The organism is Micromonospora terminaliae (assembly GCF_009671205.1).
Taxonomy (GTDB): Bacteria; Actinomycetota; Actinomycetes; order Mycobacteriales; family Micromonosporaceae; genus Micromonospora; species Micromonospora terminaliae.
Window position 1 is genome coordinate 4,716,560 of record NZ_CP045309.1, and the last position, 16,357, is coordinate 4,732,916.

General features: G+C 73.0%; 13 protein-coding genes and 1 pseudogene. 5 read left to right on the forward strand and 9 right to left on the reverse strand.

Translation table 11 applies throughout. The features are described from left to right. Positions 1-18: 18 nt before the first annotated feature. From GCE86_RS21560 to GCE86_RS21570, 3 genes are all read right to left on the reverse strand, one after another. On the reverse strand, positions 19-1,002 hold the full coding sequence (locus GCE86_RS21560; RefSeq protein WP_154228639.1) for an ABC transporter permease: 984 nt from the start codon (positions 1,000-1,002) through the stop codon (positions 19-21). Next, complete coding sequence (locus GCE86_RS21565; RefSeq protein ID WP_154228640.1) at positions 995-1,921, reverse strand: ABC transporter permease; 927 nt, start codon at positions 1,919-1,921, stop codon at positions 995-997. The genes GCE86_RS21560 and GCE86_RS21565 overlap by 8 nt, the downstream gene beginning before the upstream one ends. Before the next feature lie 146 nt (positions 1,922-2,067). After that, a complete protein-coding gene (locus tag GCE86_RS21570; protein ID WP_154228641.1) occupies positions 2,068-3,711 on the reverse strand; it encodes a peptide ABC transporter substrate-binding protein in 1,644 nt (547 codons plus the stop codon). Positions 3,712-4,140: 429 nt separating this feature from the next. On the opposite strand from GCE86_RS21570, the gene GCE86_RS21575 reads away from it, so the two are divergent. After that, positions 4,141-4,878 (forward strand): PIG-L deacetylase family protein, encoded by a 738-nt coding sequence (locus GCE86_RS21575; protein ID WP_244317039.1) that lies wholly within the window; start codon positions 4,141-4,143, stop codon positions 4,876-4,878. A 27-nt stretch (positions 4,879-4,905) separates the two neighbouring features. Here the strand turns inward: GCE86_RS21575 and GCE86_RS21580 are convergent, their stop codons facing one another. Both GCE86_RS21580 and GCE86_RS21585 read right to left on the reverse strand, forming a co-directional pair. Further along, complete coding sequence (locus GCE86_RS21580) at positions 4,906-5,586, reverse strand: response regulator (RefSeq protein ID WP_091263104.1); 681 nt, start codon at positions 5,584-5,586, stop codon at positions 4,906-4,908. A 2-nt stretch (positions 5,587-5,588) separates the two neighbouring features. Then, on the reverse strand, positions 5,589-6,830 hold the full coding sequence (locus tag GCE86_RS21585; RefSeq protein WP_154230616.1) for an ATP-binding protein: 1,242 nt from the start codon (positions 6,828-6,830) through the stop codon (positions 5,589-5,591). A gap of 189 nt (positions 6,831-7,019) precedes the next feature. Here GCE86_RS21585 and GCE86_RS21590 point away from each other — a divergent pair, with 189 nt between their 5' ends. The 3 genes and pseudogenes from GCE86_RS21590 to GCE86_RS21600 all read left to right on the forward strand — a co-directional run bounded on the left by GCE86_RS21590 (position 7,020) and on the right by GCE86_RS21600 (position 10,897). Further along, entirely contained in the window at positions 7,020-8,825 is a 1,806-nt protein-coding gene (locus GCE86_RS21590) for a PspC domain-containing protein (RefSeq protein WP_154228642.1), read from the forward strand. Next, positions 8,822-9,100 (forward strand): annotated as a pseudogene (locus tag GCE86_RS32630) (hypothetical protein); the annotation flags it as partial. The gene GCE86_RS21590 and the pseudogene GCE86_RS32630, both read left to right, overlap by 4 nt. A 549-nt stretch (positions 9,101-9,649) precedes the next feature. Further along, positions 9,650-10,897, forward strand: coding sequence for a phosphatidylserine decarboxylase (locus GCE86_RS21600; RefSeq protein WP_154228643.1), 1,248 nt, complete (start codon positions 9,650-9,652; stop codon positions 10,895-10,897). A 74-nt stretch (positions 10,898-10,971) separates the two neighbouring features. Here the strand turns inward: GCE86_RS21600 and GCE86_RS21605 are convergent, their stop codons facing one another. The 3 genes from GCE86_RS21605 to GCE86_RS21615 all read right to left on the reverse strand — a co-directional run bounded on the left by GCE86_RS21605 (position 10,972) and on the right by GCE86_RS21615 (position 14,250). Next, positions 10,972-11,907: a CDP-alcohol phosphatidyltransferase family protein gene (locus GCE86_RS21605; protein WP_154228644.1), complete on the reverse strand. Its 936-nt coding sequence runs from the start codon at positions 11,905-11,907 to the stop codon at positions 10,972-10,974. 345 nt (positions 11,908-12,252) lie between these two features. Next, positions 12,253-13,164: an NUDIX hydrolase gene (locus tag GCE86_RS21610; protein WP_154228645.1), complete on the reverse strand. Its 912-nt coding sequence runs from the start codon at positions 13,162-13,164 to the stop codon at positions 12,253-12,255. 138 nt (positions 13,165-13,302) lie between these two features. Beyond that, complete coding sequence (locus tag GCE86_RS21615; RefSeq protein WP_154228646.1) at positions 13,303-14,250, reverse strand: NUDIX domain-containing protein; 948 nt, start codon at positions 14,248-14,250, stop codon at positions 13,303-13,305. Positions 14,251-14,394: 144 nt separating this feature from the next. Between GCE86_RS21615 and GCE86_RS21620 the strand changes: the two genes are divergently transcribed. Further along, positions 14,395-14,748: a PspC domain-containing protein gene (locus tag GCE86_RS21620; RefSeq protein ID WP_154228647.1), complete on the forward strand. Its 354-nt coding sequence runs from the start codon at positions 14,395-14,397 to the stop codon at positions 14,746-14,748. Between the two features lie 7 nt (positions 14,749-14,755). On the opposite strand, the gene guaA is transcribed toward GCE86_RS21620, so the two are convergent. Then, entirely contained in the window at positions 14,756-16,309 is a 1,554-nt protein-coding gene (gene guaA / locus GCE86_RS21625) for a glutamine-hydrolyzing GMP synthase (RefSeq protein WP_154228648.1), read from the reverse strand. Positions 16,310-16,357 lie beyond the last annotated feature (48 nt).

Consider the following 16,357-nt stretch of genomic DNA (forward strand, 5'->3'; position numbering starts at 1 on the left):
TCGGACAACTCAGTTCCCCTATCGGAGCTTCGGGTCGAGGGCTTCGCGGACCGCCTCGCCGAGCATCACGAAGCTCAACACGGCGACGACGAGGAACGCGGAGGGGAAGAACAGGAGGAACGGCGAGACCCGGATGTAGTTCTGCGCCTCGCTGATCATGATGCCCCAGGAGACCACCGGGCTCTTCAGGCCGATGCCCAGGAAGGACAGCGTGGCCTCCGCGCCGATGAACGAGCCGACCATGATCGTGCCGTACACCAGCAGCGGCGCCAGGCAGTTCGGCAGCAGGTGCTTGAGGATGATCCGGCCGGTGCCGGCACCCAGCGCACGGGCCGCCACGATGTAGTCGGCCTCCTTGGTGGCGAGCACCGAGGAGCGCATCAGCCGCATCACGACCGGCCAGCTCAGCACGGTCAGAGACAGGATGACCAGCCCCATGATCGTCCACTCACCGTTGTCGGTGCCCGAGCCGTTGAACGTGGTCAGGATGACGATCGAGCCGAGCACGAACGGCAGGCCGAAGAAGATGTCCGCGATCCGAGACAGGACCGCGTCCACCCAGCCGCCGCGGTAGCCGGCGATGATGCCCATCGCGCCACCGAACACCAGGGTGAGGATGGTCGACAGCAGCGCCACCACGATCGAGGCGCGGGCACCGTAGATCACCCGGGCGTACACGTCGCGGCCCTGCACGTCGTAGCCGAACCAGGCGTCGGCCGACGGCTCGACCCGGCTGCGGGACAGCGCGCCGTTGACGGCGTCGCCGGAGGTGAACAGCGAGGGGAACGCCGCCATCACCACGAAGAGCAGGATGAACGAAGCGGAGATCCAGAACAGCGGCTTGCGGCGCAGGTCGCGCCAGGCGTCGCCGAGCAGGCCACGCGGCTTCTGCTTCTTCGCGCTGTCCGGCAGGCCGGCGTTCACGGGCGCGCCGGAGCCTGCCTCGGTCGGCATGGTCGCGGGCGGCGTCGAGACGATCGACGCGGTACTCGGGTCACTCATAGCGGATCCTCGGGTCCAGGGCGGCGTAGAGCAGGTCCACCAGCAGGTTCATCACGAGATAGACGACCACCAGCACCACCACGATGCCGACAACGGTAGCGCTCTCCTTGGTGACGATCGCCCGGAGCACCTGGCGGCCGATGCCGTTGATGCCGAAGATGCCCTCGGTGATGATCGCGCCACCCATCAGGGCGCCGAGGTCGGTGCCGAGCAGGGTGACCACCGGGATGAGCGAGTTGCGCAGCAGGTGCACGCCGACGACCCGGCGCATGGGGAGGCCCTTGGCGATGGCGGTGCGGACGTAGTCGGCCCGCCGGTTCTCGGCGATGCTCGTCCGCGCGACACGCGCGATGTACGCCATCGAGGCGCTGCCGAGCACGAAGCCCGGCACGATCAGTTCGCTGAACCGCATCTCGTTCGAGACGGTGGGGTTGATGATCCCCCACTTCACGCCGAGCAGCCACTGGAGCACGAAGCCGATGACGAAGACCGGCAGCGCGATCAGGAAGAGGGTGGAGATCAGGACCAGGTTGTCCAGGAAACCGTTACGCCGGAGACCGGTGAGGACGCCCGCGCCGAGACCGATGACGGCCTCGATGGCGAGCGCGACCACCGCCAGCTTCAGGGTGTTCGGGTACGAGGTGGCGATGATGTCGCTGATCTCGCGACCGCCGAACGTGATACCGAAGTCGCCCTGGAAAAGGTTCTTCATGTAGCTGGCGTACTGCACCCAGATCGAATCGTCGAGATGGTACTTCTCGGTCATCATGGCCCGGTAGTTCGGGGGGCAACCGCGGTCGCCGCACTTGCCGGCGAACGGGTCGCCGGGCACCGACCAGACGAGCCAGTAGATCAGGAACGTCGTGCCGATGAACACCGGCACGAGTTGCAGCAGCCGTCTCAAGAGATAACGGCCCATGGGGTGGTCCTCCAGACAAGGGACGCGTCGGGCGGCCGACACGGATGGCGACAACGTGCGAGGGGTTCGTTGTACACCCCCTCGCGGAACGGCCCCGGGTCGGGCTCACCGGTAGGCGAGCCCGACCCGGGGTCAGACCGTTCGGATCAGAGCTCGACCGAGGTGATGTCGAGCTCGCCGACGTTGGTCAGCTCCAGCTTCTTGATCTTCTCCGAGTGGCCGGACTGCTCACCGTTGAAGTAGATCGGCATGGACGGGACGTCCTGGTCGATCAGCTTGACGGCCTCGGCGAACTTCTTGTGGGCCTCCTCGAGGCTGGGGGCCGCGGAGGCCTCCTTGGCGAGGGCGTCCACCTGCGGGTTGCTGTACTTGCCGTCGTTCGAGGAACCGCCGGTCACGTAGAGCGGGTTGATCCAGTTCTCGACGTCCGGGTAGTCCTGCTGCCAGCCGGCACGGTAGGCACCGGTCATCTTGTAGGCGTTGATGTTCGCCCGGAAGACCGCGAAGGTCGGCACGCCGACGGCGACCGCGTCGATGTTCAGGTTGGTCTTGATCTGCTGGGCGACGGCCTCCATCCACTCCTTGTGGCTGGCGTCCGCGTTGTACGACAGGGTCAGCTTGCCCTGGAAGCCACCGGCCTGCTGGAGCAGCCGCTTGGCCTCGGTCGGGTCGAACTTGCAGGCGGTGCAGTTGCCCGGCTCGGCGCCCGGGGTCAGCGGGTTGGCCCAGCTGTCAGCCGGCTTGCGGTTACCGAAGAAGATCTTGTCGGTGATCTCCTGCCGGTTGATCGACAGGGAGATGGCGCGACGCAGGTCCTTGTTCTGGAACCGCTTGTCGTAGATCGGGAAGGCGATGATGCCGCTCGCCGGGATCGTGGTCTGGATCGCCCGCTCGCCCAGGTCGGTCTTCCACTTGTCGCCCGCGAGCGAGGAGACCGGGACCTGCTGCTGGAAGTCCAGGTTGCCGGCGAGCAGGTCGTTGTAGGCCGCCGTGTCGTCCTGGTAGATCTTGACGGTGACGTCCTTGATCTTCATCTTGTCGCGCAGGCTGTAGTCGTCGAAGCGGGTGAGCTTCAGCTCGACGTCGTCCTGCCAGGAGACGAGCTTGACCGGGCCGTTACCGATCGGCTTCTTGCCGAACTCCGCCGGAGTCGTGTTGAAGAAGGCGTCCGGCAGCGGCATGAAGGCGCTGTAGCCGAGCTTGGTCGGGAACACGGCGGTCGGCGACGAGAGGGTGACCTCGAAGTTCCAGTCGTCGACGACCTTGAGGCCGGACAGCTCCTTGGCCTTCGGCTCCGCCGGCTTCTTCGGGCCGTCCGGGCCGTCCGGGTCCTCGGTGTAGGTGTCCTCGAAGCCCTGGATGTCGGAGAAGAAGGAGGCGTTCTGCGCGCCGTTCGGGCCGTAGGCCGCCCAGTTCCAGGCCTTGACGAAGTTCTCGGCCTTGACGGTGGTGCCGTCGTGGAACTTGGTGTTCTGCTTGATCTTGATCTTGAAGACCTTCGAGTCGCTCGTGTCGATCGACTCGGCCAGCAGGTTCTGCGGGGCCCCACCGTTGTTGGGGTACTCGACCAGGCCGCTCCACAGCCAGTCGACGATCTTGCCGCCACCGGTCTCGGTGGTGTTCGCCGGAACCAGGGGGTTCTCCGGCTGGGTGCCGTCGATGACGATCGCGCCGTCCTTGCTGGCGCTGGCGTCGCCGCCGTCGTCGTTACCGCTGGAGCAGCCGGACGCGATGAGCGCGAACGCCGCGCCCACCGCGAGCGCGCCGCTCGCCCGCTTCGAGACTCTCATGCCGAGGGGCCTCCTCTTTCTAACCTGGTTCCGTCGTGGGTTTCACGCACGTTTGGGGGGTGACACCGCCGACGACCCGGACCACAGGACGCCGGTTACCGCAGAGGAAATCGGGACACCCCAGGGGTACCGATCCGCCGGGCGCCACACCCTTCGACGCAGACACCGCGCAGGGTCCACAGCCACGCGCGGCGCGCGGAGGCGGCGTCACGTGGTCGGCAGGCCCGACGGGGTGCCTCACACCGGGGGGTGAGGTGCTGCCACTGTGACACTCACCGGCCCTTTGCGTGAAGGTGCCGTTATCAAGACGTTAGTTGCCCGCCACGTTGCCGATACTTGAGAAAAGATCATGAAACGCCCGTGTCGCACGGGGCTGAACAGGTCGGACACGCCCAGACGGGGCGAGACCACCCGCGTAGGCTCGGCGTCGTGAGCTTCCCCGCGTCCGCTCCGGTGCTGCCCGACGTCCGTCGAGCCCTCGCGGTTTTTGCCCATCCGGATGATGTCGACTTCGGCTGTGCGGGCACCATCGCCGGCTGGGTGGCCGAGGGTATCGAAGTGGCGTACCTCATCGCCACCCGTGGGGACTCCGGCGGCTTCGACAACACGCCGCGCGAGGAGATGCCGGCCCGGCGGGAGGCGGAGCAGCGGGCGGCGGCCGCCGCGGTCGGCGTACACCGGGTCGACTTCCTGGACGGCCACACCGACGGCGTCCTCACCCCCAGCCTGGTGCTGCGCCGGCAGATCAGCGCCGCGATCCGCCGGTTCCGGCCCGACCGGGTCCTGACCAGCTCGCCGCTGCGGCGCTGGGAACACCTGACCGGCCCGAGCCACCCCGACCACCTGGCCGTCGGCGAGGCCACCACCTGCGCGGTCTACCCGGACTCGCGCAACCGCTTCGCCTTCCCCGAGCTGCTCGACGAGGGGCTGGAGCCGTGGCTGGTCCGGGAGATCTGGTACGCCGGCGGACCCGGCCCGGACCACGCCGTCGACGTGACCGACCGGATCGACCGCAAGATCGCCGCGATGGAGGCGCACCGGTCGCAGACCGCCCACCTGGACGTGCCCACCTGGATCCGGGACCGGCTCACCACCGTGGCCGACAACGCCGGCCTCCCGCCCGGGCGGCTGGCCGAGGCGTTCACGGTGCTGCGCACCACCGAGTGACGCCCCGGCCGGGCGCGGCCGGGGCGGTCAGACCAGGCGGCGGTCGGCGGCCCAGCGGGACAGCTCGTAGCGGTTGGACATCTGGAGCTTGCGCAGCACGTTGGAGACGTGGGTCTCGACGGTCTTTATCGAGATGTAGAGCTCCCGGGCGATCTCCTTGTACGCGTACCCCCGCGCGAGCAGCCGGAGCACCTCGCGCTCCCGGTTGGTGAGCTGGTCCAGCTCCGGATCGGCCACCGGCGCGTCCGGCCGGGACGCGAAGGCGTCCAGCACGAAGCCGGCCAGCCGCGGGCTGAACACCGCGTCCCCGTCGGCCACCCGCCGGATCGCGTCGGTCAGCTCCTCGGGCGAGATGGTCTTCGTGACGTAGCCCCGGGCACCCGCCCGGATCAGCCCGATCACGTCCTCGGCGGCGTCGGACACGCTCAGGGCGAGGAACCGCACCTGCGGGTGGGTACGCCGCATCGCCTCCAGCACGGCCCGGCCACCGCCGTCGGGCATGTGCACGTCGAGCAGCACCACGTCCGGCTGCATCGCCGCGATCCGGCTGACCGCCTCCGCCACCGTGCTGGCCTCGCCGACCACCTCGACGCGCGCGCCGAGTTCGGCGCGAACGCCGGCCCGGAACATCGCGTGGTCGTCGACGAGGAACACCCGCAGCCGCCCGTCCCGGGGCGCCGCGCCCTCGACCGGTTCCTGCTCGACCATGGTCATCTGTCCCTTTCCGCCGTGGAGCCGGACCCGCTGATCGGCAGGATCAGCCGGACCTCGGTCCCCTCCCCCGGCTCGGACCGGATCTCCGCCCGGCCACCGTGCCGCTTCATCCGTCCGATGATCGAACCCCGGACTCCGTGCCGGTGATCCTCCACCGTATCCGGGTCGAAGCCCTTCCCCCGGTCCCGGACGAAGGCGCTCACCTGCTCCGGCTCCACTTCGGCGTAGAGCGAGACGGTCTGCACCTCCGCGTGCCGGGCCGCGTTGACCAGCGCCTCCCGGGCCGCCGCGACCAGCGCCCCGACCCGTTCGTCGGTCTCCCGGTCGCCGACCACCACCGTCTCCACGGTGATGGCGAAGGTGTCCTCCACCTCGGCGGCGGCCTGCTCCAGAGCGGCCGCGAAGCGCTCGGTCGGCGAGGCGGTCGGCTTGTAGAGCCAGTTCCGCAGCGACCGCTCCTGGCCCCGGGCCAGCCGCTGCACCGTCTTCACGTCGCCGGCGTTGCGCTGGATCAGGGCGAGGGTGTGCAGCACCTGGTCGTGCACCATGGCGGCCAGCTCGGCCCGCTCCTGCTCCCGGATCCGCCCCTCGCGCTCCGAGCGGAGCTGGTTCCACGTACGCCAGAGCACCGGGCCGGTCACCACGCCCACGCCGGCCAGCCCGACCAGCGCGAAGATGATCCCGTTGAGCACCGCGTCGAAGTTCTGCGCCGGGGAGTAGACCGCCGCCACGCCGATGATGCCGACGGCGACGAGCACCCCGCCGCCGATGAAGCGGAGCACGAACGCGCGCCGGTCGCTCTCCTCCACCACCGCGCCCAGCCAAGGCACCGCCATCGAACCGCCCCACTGTCGGCGGCGCTCCGGCGCGGACTGGTGCCAGATCACCCCGGCGCCGACCGCGATGATCGCCACCAGCCAGCCGGCGGTGCCGGCCGCGCCGACCGAGTCGAAGGCGACGACCTGGAGCAGCAGCACGCCCAGCCCGATCGCCACGAACGGCAGCAGCTGGGCGAGGTCGCGGCGGGGCGGGACGGCGGTGTCGCCGGGCCGCGGCGGTACGACCGCCCAGAACGCGGCGTAGAGCAGCAGCCCGAGACCGCTCAGGCCGAGCAGCACCATGAAGGCCACCCGGACCCGGAGCACCGAGATGCCCAGGTGCTCGGCGATGCCGGCGGCCACCCCGGCGGCCAGCCGGTGCTCGGTGGCCCGGTAGAGGCGCGGGGGGTGCGGGGTCACGGTGCTGCTGATCGGAGGCTCCCGGGTCGGGGACGGCGTGCCGGCGGCGGCCGACGTCCCGATCGTCACACGGCCGCACCGCCCCGGACCACGGGGACGCCCCGGACATTCGCGGCCCCGGGATCTCAGGGTGGGGTCAGGGTCGGGTCCTGAGGACGCTCGGGCGGCCGGGGCAGCAGGATCGGAGACATGACCGAGGACGCTGCCCGTCCGCCCCGCCCCGGGGCGGCAGCACAGGACGGGCCACCGCCACCCCCGCCGGGGACGGCGCCCACCGCCGCCGACGCCACGGCACCCCCGCCACCCGGATCCGTCCCGCCGCCCACCGGCGGCGGGCCGTCCGCCGACCCGCCACCCACCGGGTACGCCCCACCGCCCGGCGGCGCCGGCTTCACCTCCCGGTACGGGCTGGTCCGCCCCCGTGAGGGCCGCTACCTGGCCGGCGTCTGCGCGGCGATCGGCCGGGCCACCAACACCGACCCGGTGCTGTGGCGGGTGCTCCTGGCCGTGCTGGGCTTCTTCGGTGGCATCGGCATCCTCGTCTACGTCACCGCGTGGCTGATCATCCCGGGCGAGGGGGACACCGCCTCGCCGGTCGAGTCGATGCTCGGCCGCGGCCGGTCCAGCATGTCCCCGATCACCGTGATCGTGCTCAGCATCGTGGTCGCGGTCGGCTTCGGCTACGTCGTCACGAACGGGTTCCGGGCGATCCTGCTCGGGGCGGTGATCCTGATCGGCGGCGCGCTGCTGCTCAACCGCGACCAGCGCGGCCCGGCGACCCGGACGGCCGCACCCGGCGCGCCCGCCGGCCCGCCGCCGGGCCCGGTTCCCCCGGTGGCGTGGCCCGCGCCGCCGGCCGCCGCGCCCGCTCCCGGGACGCCGGCCGCCGCCGGACCGGTCCCGCCGCCCGCCACCCCGTCGACGCCCTGGCCGGGCACCCCGGCCGAGGCCGCCGCGGCGCCCTGGTCCGGCGCGCCGGCCGAGGCCACCCCGTGGTCCGGCGAGCCGCCGGTGACCGCCCCGCCGGCCGCCCGGCCGGAGCCGGGATACCCGCCCGCGCCGGTGTCCACGGCCGGCTGGCCGGCCACGACCGTCGCCCGGCCCGCCTGGTCCGAGCCGGAGCCCGCCGCGGCGCGACCGCCGGCCGTACCGGGCACCCGGTCCGGCGAGGCGTGGTCCGGCACCGAGACGGCCTGGTCCGCGGCCCCGACCACCGGACGTCCCTACGAGGAGCCGGCCGCCGTGCCGCCGCCCGCCCCGGTGGGCGCGCCGCTGCCGCCCGGGGGCTACCGGCCGCCGTTCGCGCCGCACGGCCCGTACGCCGGGTCGACCCCGCTCGCGCCGCCGGCGCCGACCCGCCCGGCCAAATCGCCGAAGCGGCCGAAGGAGCGTTCCGCGCTCGGCGCTGTCACCTTCTCGCTGATCTTCCTGGCGCTGGGCGTGGTGGCGATGCTCGACCTGCTCGACGCCTTCCCGGTCGGCGCGGCCGGCTACTTCGCCGCCGTGCTGGCCACCATCGGGCTCGGGCTGCTCGTGGGTACCTGGTTCGGCCGGGCCCGCTGGCTGATCGCACTCGGTCTGGTGACCGCGGCGGCGCTCGGCATCGCCACCGTCGCCGAGTCCTACGACCGGGTCCGCGGGATCGACGGGGACGTCACGTGGGCCCCGGCCGACTACCGCGACCTGGCCGACCGGTACGAGAACAACTTCGGCGACGCCGTGCTGGACCTGCGCGCGGTCGACTTCGACAAGAAGGACACCCAGGTGACCGTCGAGATCAACTTCGGCAAGGCCACGGTGGTCGTCCCGCCGAACGTCGACGTCACCACGGTGGCCGACGTGAACGCCGGTGACGCCGACGTCTTCGGCCGGCGGACCGGCGGGCTGAACGGTCGCCAGTGGGAGAACACCGACCTCGGGCCGGACGGCCGCGGCGGCGGCACGCTGCGCCTGGTGGTCCACGTCAACGCCGGAAACCTGGAGGTGACCCGGTGAAGGCTCACCGCACCGACATCGTGTCGTTCGCCTTCGGGCTGGCCTTCCTCGGGCTGTCCGCCTGGTGGCTGCTGGCCCGGATCCTCGGGCTGGCACTGCCTCCGGTGGGCTGGTTCCTGGCGGGCGCGCTGATCCTGATCGGACTCCTCGGACTGGTCGGCGCGCTGCGCTCCGGCCGGCACCCGGCACCGGAACCGGCGGAGGCGACCGTGTCCGCGCCCTATGAGAGCGGCACGCCGGCAGGCTCCACAGCGGCCGGTGACGAGGCGGACGAGTGGGCCACCGACGCGGTGACCGACACGCCGCTCGCGGCGCGGGAGGACCGCCCGTTCGACGAGGAGCCACGCTGGTCGCCCGGCGCGCCGGAGGTCCGGAGCGAACCGGTGACCCGCGAGCTGCCCCGCGTCGAGCCGGCACCTCAGGACTGGGCCGAACCGGCGACGGGCGAGCTGCCGGCCGCCGACGAGCGGAACGACGCGACCCGCGAGCTGCCCGCCGCCGACGAGCGGAACGACGCGACCCGCGAGCTGCCGACCGCCGAGGGCGGGGACGGCACGGCCGGGCCGGCCACCCGGGAGTTCCCGGCGGTCGACGAGGCGGCGGACCGGCCGGGGGGCGGTCCGCGTACCGGCGGGGACGGGCCGGGCTGACCGGCGGCGGTGCGGCTCGCGGGCGGCGCCGCCTATGCTGGCTGGTGGAGATCCCGCCTCCACCGGCCGGCCCACCCGTGGCGCCCCGGTCGCGGGCCGCGGCTCCCGGTCGGCCGGGTCGCCCGGGTCGGTCCCGTCTCCTTCCGTCTCTACCTCGTCAGGAGCCCGTCCGAGATGACCCAGTCCCCCGCCGTACGCGTCACCGGTCCCACCGGTGCGGTCCGCGTCGGCGAGCGCGCCGCCCGCACCCTCGTCAGCGAGTTCGCCCGGCGCAACGACGCGAAGGCCGGCCTGCTGGTCGGCGCGACCCCGGAGTCCGCGGTGCTGGCCGCGGCGATCGAGGCGCTGCTCCCCGGCGACCGGCTCACCGTCGTCCCGGCCGAGGGCGCCTCCGCGGCCGCGCTCCGCGCGCACGTGACGGCCCAGGGCCGCTGGGTGGCCGACCGGGTACGCGTGGTCGACACCCTCGCCGAGGCGGACGCCGCCGCGGTGGTGGTCGCGGCCGAGCCGTTCACCGGCACCGCCGAGGAGGCCCGCACCGCCGTCGACGGGCTGACGAAGTACCTGGCCGAGGGGGCCGTGCTGAGCGTGGCCGCGCCGCTGTTCCGCACCGAGGGCGCCGGGGCGGAGTTGGACCGGCAGGGCCTGCTGCACGGCATCCGCACCGACCTGGTGCTGCGCAACTCCCCGCCGGTGCGCGTACACCACCTGCGCTCCACCCCGGCGCCCGCCGCACTGGCCGCGTCGCTGTCCCCGGCGTACCGGCCGTCGAGCGTGCCGCTGACCCGGAGCATGCACATCGACTCCAACGGTGTGGCCGCCGCCGGCATCACCCTCGGGCTGGCCGCGCTGGCCCGGGCCGCCCGGCCGAAGTCCAAGCTGTGGCTGCTGCCGGCGCTGGCCGCCGCCCCGGTGGCCGCGTTCTTCCGGGACCCGGAGCGGGACGTGCCGGAGGACCCGTCGGCCGTGGTCGCCTCGGCGGACGGTCAGGTCCTGTCGGTGCAGCGGCTGCACGACGAGCGCTTCGGCGAGGGCGAGTGGCTGCGGATCGCGGTCTTCCTGTCCGTGCTGGACGTGCACGTCAACCGCTCGCCGGTGGCCGGCAAGGTGGTCGACTACTTCGTGGCCGACGGCGGCTTCGTCAACGCCATGAAGCCGGACGCCGAGCACAACGTGGCCGCGTACACGGTGCTGGACACCGACCACGGCACGGTCGTGGTGGCGCAGCGGACGGGGCTCATCGCCCGCCGGATCGTGCAGCGGGCGCCGGTGGGCGCGCTGCTGGCCCGGGGCGAGCGCTTCGGCCTGATCCGGTTCGGCTCGCGCACCGACGTCTACCTGCCGGCCGACGCCGCCGAGCCGCTGGTCGGCCCGGGCGACAAGGTGGTCGGCGGCGCGACGGTCATCGCCCGCTGGAGCTGATCGCCGGGTCTCGACCGATCGCCGAACGCAGAAAGGGGCGCCGCTCTCGCGGCGCCCCTTTTCCGTGCTGCGGGTCAGGCGGTGCGGCGCTGGCGCAGCCAGAGCACGGGGCCGCTGACCAGGTAGCCCACCACCACGAGGGCGAAGGTGAGCCGGATGTCGACCAGCGCGCCGACCACCGGGGCCAGCCAGAGCCACGGCGGCAGCTTCACCAGCCGGGCGAGCTTCGCGTACGGGAAGCTGGAGACCATGGCGAAGGCGAGCAGCGCCACGCCGGAGACCATGACCAGGCCGGAGACCGGCACCCCGATCGCCACGGTGAGGGCCAGCACGGCCGCCGCCATGGTGGTCGGTACGCCGCAGAAGAACCGGCCGTCCTTCGGCGAGACGTTGAACCGGGCGAGCCGGATGGCGGCGCAGGCCGCGACCAGGGCGCAGGCGACCGCGGCGGCCGCGGCCGGCACGGAGCCGGCCAGCGAGGCGTAGACCACGACCGGCGCGGCGAGGCCGAACGAGCACATGTCGGCCAGCGAGTCCATCTGCGCGCCGAACGGGCTGGCCACGTTGAGCTTGCGGGCCAGCGCCCCGTCCAGGCCGTCGAACGCGACGCACGCGATCAGGCAGAGCGCCGCGACCCGGACCTCGCCCTGCATGGCCAGGAAGATCGCCAGCATGCCGAGCATCAGGCTGCTCAGGGTGCAGGCGTTGACCAGCGCGAACTTCGCCCGGCGGGCGGCGGTGCGCTCGCCCGGCAGGAGCGGGATCGACATCGCGGGCGACTCGTCGACCGGCGTGGCCGGGGCGAGCGCCGGGCTGACCGGCATCACGGCCTCGACCTCGGCGTCGTACCGCGGGGCGTCGATCTCGGCCTCGTAGCGGCCGTAGCGGACACGCTGGCGGTCCGACCAGCGGTGGTCGGGGGTGACCAGGTCGGTCCCGGTGGCGGCGCTGTCCCGACGGCCCACCCGGACCAGCAGCACCTGGCGGGCGAACGTGCTGCTGCGGCGCAACCGGCCCGCCCAGCGACGCCCTGCGGGGCGCGGACTGTCAGTCGTACGACGCCGGCGCCATGGGGCTCTCGGCACGTTTCCTCCATCACCGGATCGGGTTACCGCCACGTGGGCGGGTGTCCGGCTGTCTCGTGCCGGACCTTTCAGGCCCGGCAGCCCATTTGCGGAGTACACCATTGCACAGGGGATAGGGGGTTGGCGATAGCTGCCGGCGGTACTTATAACTCTCTTAACCGCGCGAACCGCTCACTTATTCCCATCTCGGGCCTCATCGCCCGTTTTCGTCGCCCAATCCCAACTACCGACTGTACCGGAGGCGGGCCCGGCCGGCTCGGCGAGCGAGCGTCACCTACCCCGATGTCCGGTTGCCCGGGCCGCCACCTCGGTCATCCGCAGGCCCCTGACCTGGTCCGGCGTGAACCACGCGGCCCGCGCCGTGGAGCCGCCCGCGAGCTCGGTCACCACCGCCTCGGTCGGGGCGTCCACCCGGACGCGATAGATCACCCGGACGCCGTGCCAGTCCAGCGGTCGCCCCTCCGGGCCGAGCGCGGCCGGGTTGTGCAGGTTGTCCACGGCCAGCAGGCCGACCACCCGGCCGAGCTGGCCCGCCTCCTCGACCAGCTCGCGGAGCAGGCCGGCGGCCGGCTGCTCGCCGTGGTCGGTCCCGCCGCCGGGCAGGTGCCACTTCCCGGCACCCGGGTAACCGTCCGCGATCATGGTGAGCAGCACCCGCCCGGCCGGGTCGGTGACCAGCCCGTACGCGGCGAAGCGCTGCCGCCGGTCGGCGTCCGGGGCGGCCGGCGCGGGCGGGAGCGCCCGGGGCAGGTCCGCCGGCAGGGGCGACACCGGCAGCCCGAGCAGCTCGGCGGTGAACGGCATCAGCGGCACGGCCGCGGCCTCGGCCGGGGTGAACCAGTCCAGCTCGTCACTGCCCCCGGCCGGCTCCGGCCGCAGCTCGCCACCGCGCGCCTCGACGGCGAAGATCAGCCGGTCGGTGTGCATCACGACGCCGTCGCCCGGGAAGGCCGCCACGTCGGCGATCGCGGCCCGGATGGCGGCCGCCGCGACGGTCAGCCCGGTCTCCTCGGCGAACGCCCGCTCGACGGCCCGCGCCGGATGCTCGGCGTGCTCGATGCCACCCCCCGGCAGCTGCCACACCCCCGGACAGGGACAAGCCTCCGACCCGCGCGCCAGCAGAACCCGCCCACCCGCGTCCGCCAGCACCCCGTAGGCCGCGATCCGCCGCCGTTCCTCCACCCGCACCCACTCCCCCGGTCGACTCCGTCGATCATGAGGTTAGCGGCACCGGGACGGACATTTCGCACCGTTAACCTCATGATCAACGGCGCGGGGCGGGCGGGTGGGGGCAGGGGCAGGGCGGGGGGCTGGGGGCGGTTAGATCAGGTGGGCGGCGTGGACGGCTTCGGCCGTTACCTCGGTTAGGCGGTCCGTGGGGAGGGCGCCCAGTTCCTCGCGGCGGAACCAGCGGGCCTCGCAGGTGGAGCCGCCGACGTCGGCCACCGTGGGCGGGGCGGGCTGGTCGACGACCACCCGGTAGAAGGCGCGTACGCCGTGCCAGTCGATCGGGTAGCCCTCGGGGCCGAGCGAGGCGGCGTCGCGGTGGCTGGCCACCCCGAGCAGCTCGACGAGACGGCCGGTCTGCCCGGTCTCCTCGACCAGCTCCCGGATGAGCGCGGCGCCCGGCTGCTCGCCGTAGTCCGTGCCGCCGCCGGGCAGGTGCCAGCAGCCCGCGCCCGGGTAGCCGTCGGAGACCCGGGTGAGCAGGACCCGCTCCTCCGGGTCGGTCACCACGGCGTACGCGGCGAACCGCTGCGCCCGGTGCAGCCCGTCGGGGCCGGGGACGGCGTAGAACGAGGGGAACTCGGGGACCTCCTCCGGCACGATGTCGTCGGTGGAGGTGGGCAGGCCCAGGGCGCGCGCGGCGAACGAGCGCAGCGGCAGCTCCCGGGCCTCGTCGAGGGTGAACCAGCGGGCCAGGTCGGTGGGCCGGTCGACCCGGTCGGCGAGCGTCCCGCCCCGCACCGAGACCGTGTAGAGCAGCCGGTCGGTGTGGATCGTGATGCCGCGCTCGGGCAGCGCCCGCATGTCGGCCAGGACGTCCTGGAGGGCGGCGACGGAGACCGAGAGCCCGGTCTCGGCGGCGGTCTCCCGGACGACGGTGTGCTTGGGGTCCTCACCGTGGTCGACCGCCCCGCCCGGCAGCGACCACGTGCCGGGGGTGCCGGAGCGCTCCGATGCGCGGACCAGCAACACTCGGCCGTCTGAATCAGCACAAACTGCGTATGCCGCGATCCTGCGGAGCGGCTCCAGCAAGGTGGTCACGGGAGGAAATTCTCCCCGGATGCGGTTACCGGCATCGAAAAGAGTCAGATTCCTGACTCTTGGCTGGCGCCTCAGGGACGGGTCAGGGTAGGGCTCCGGGCGGTCACCGAGGTCGCCCGCCGAACCGCGCGGGACCGTGGAGACATGACCTCGACGAACCCCTCCCAGGCCCCGTACAAGCAGCTCCGCCGGCCGGTCACCGACCGCATGGTCGCCGGTGTCGCCAGCGGCCTCGGCCGCTACTTCGCCGTCGACCCCACCCTCGTGCGGGTGGCCTTCGCGGTGGCCACGCTGCTCACCGGCGGGATCGCCGCGCTGGCGTACCCGATCATGTGGTTCCTGATGCCCGAGGAGCCGGCGGGTGCGCCCGCCTGGCCGCACGCGCCGGGCACCGCGCCCGGCTGGCCGCCGGTGCCGCCGGCGCCCCCGGCCACGCCGGAGCCGGCGCCCCGGCCGGCGCCTCAGCCGCCGATGCCCCCGATGCCCCCGGCGGCCTGACCCGGCGTCACTCCCACTCGATGGTGCCCGGCGGCTTGCTGGTCACGTCCAGGACCACCCGGTTGACCTCGGCGACCTCGTTGGTGATCCGGGTGGAGATCCGGGCCACCACCTCGTAGGGCAGCCGGGACCAGTCGGCGGTCATGGCGTCCTCGCTGGAGACGGGGCGCAGCACCACGGGGTGCCCGTAGCTGCGCCCGTCGCCCTGCACACCGACGCTGCGCACGTCGGCCAGGAGCACCACCGGGAACTGCCAGACGCCCCGGTCGAGGCCGGCGGCGGTGAGCTCCTGCCGGGCGATCAGGTCGGCCTTGCGGAGCACGGCCAGGCGCTCCTCGTCGACCGCGCCGATGATCCGGATGGCCAGGCCCGGGCCGGGGAACGGGTGCCGCCAGACCATCGCCTCGGGCAGCCCCAGCTCCAGGCCGAGCGCGCGGACCTCGTCCTTGAACAGGGTGCGCAAGGGCTCGACCAGGGCGAACTTCAGGTCCTCCGGAAGCCCGCCGACGTTGTGGTGGCTCTTGATGTTGGCGGTGCCGGTGCCGCCGCCGGACTCGACGACGTCCGGGTAGAGGGTGCCCTGCACCAGGAACTCGACGTCGCCGTGCGAGGCGATCTCCCGGGCGGCGGCCTCGAAGACCCGGATGAACTCCCGGCCGATGATCTTGCGCTTCTGCTCCGGGTCGGTCACGCCGGCCAGCGCGCCGAGGAACCGGTCGCGGGCGTCGACCACCTTGAGCTTGATGCCGGTGGCGGCGACGTAGTCCTTCTCGACCTGCTCGGCCTCGCCCGCGCGGAGCAGGCCGTGGTCGACGAAGACGCAGGTGAGCTGGTCGCCGACGGCCTTGTGCACCAGCGCCGCGGCGACCGCCGAGTCGACGCCGCCGGACAGGCCGCAGATGACCTCCTTGTCGCCGACCTGCGCCCGGATCCGGGCCACCTGCTCGTCGATGATGTTCTCGGGCGTCCAGGTCGGCTCGATGCCCGCGATGTCGTGCAGGAAGCGGGTGAGCATCTCCTGGCCGTGGGCGGTGTGCCCGACCTCCGGGTGGAACTGCACCCCGGCCCGGCGGCCGGTCAGGTCCTCGAAGGCGGCGACCGGCGCGCCCGCCGACTCGGCGGTGACCGTGAAGCCGGCCGGGGCCTCGGTGACGCAGTCGCCGTGGCTCATCCACACCGGCAGGTCGTCGGGGAGGTCGCGGAGCAGCACGCCGGCCTCCGGGCGGGCGTGCAGCGGGGTGCCGCCGTACTCGCGGTTGCCGGTGCGCGCCACGGTGCCGCCGAGCGCCTGCGCCATGGCCTGGAAGCCGTAGCAGATGCCGAAGACGGGCACCCCGGCGTCGAACATCCCGGCGTCGATCTGCGGGGCGTCCGGCGCGTAGACGCTGGACGGGCCGCCGGACAGGATGATCGCGGCCGGGTTCTTCGCCAGCATCTCGGACACCGGCATCGAATGCGGGACGATCTCCGAGTAGACCTTCGCCTCGCGGACGCGGCGCGCGATGAGCTGGGCGTACTGGGCTCCGAAGTCCACCACGAGGACGGGGCGAGGCGTGCTCATGTGCAGCAACCCTACCGACAGTCACCGCCGAAGCGGGCCGCGCCCCGG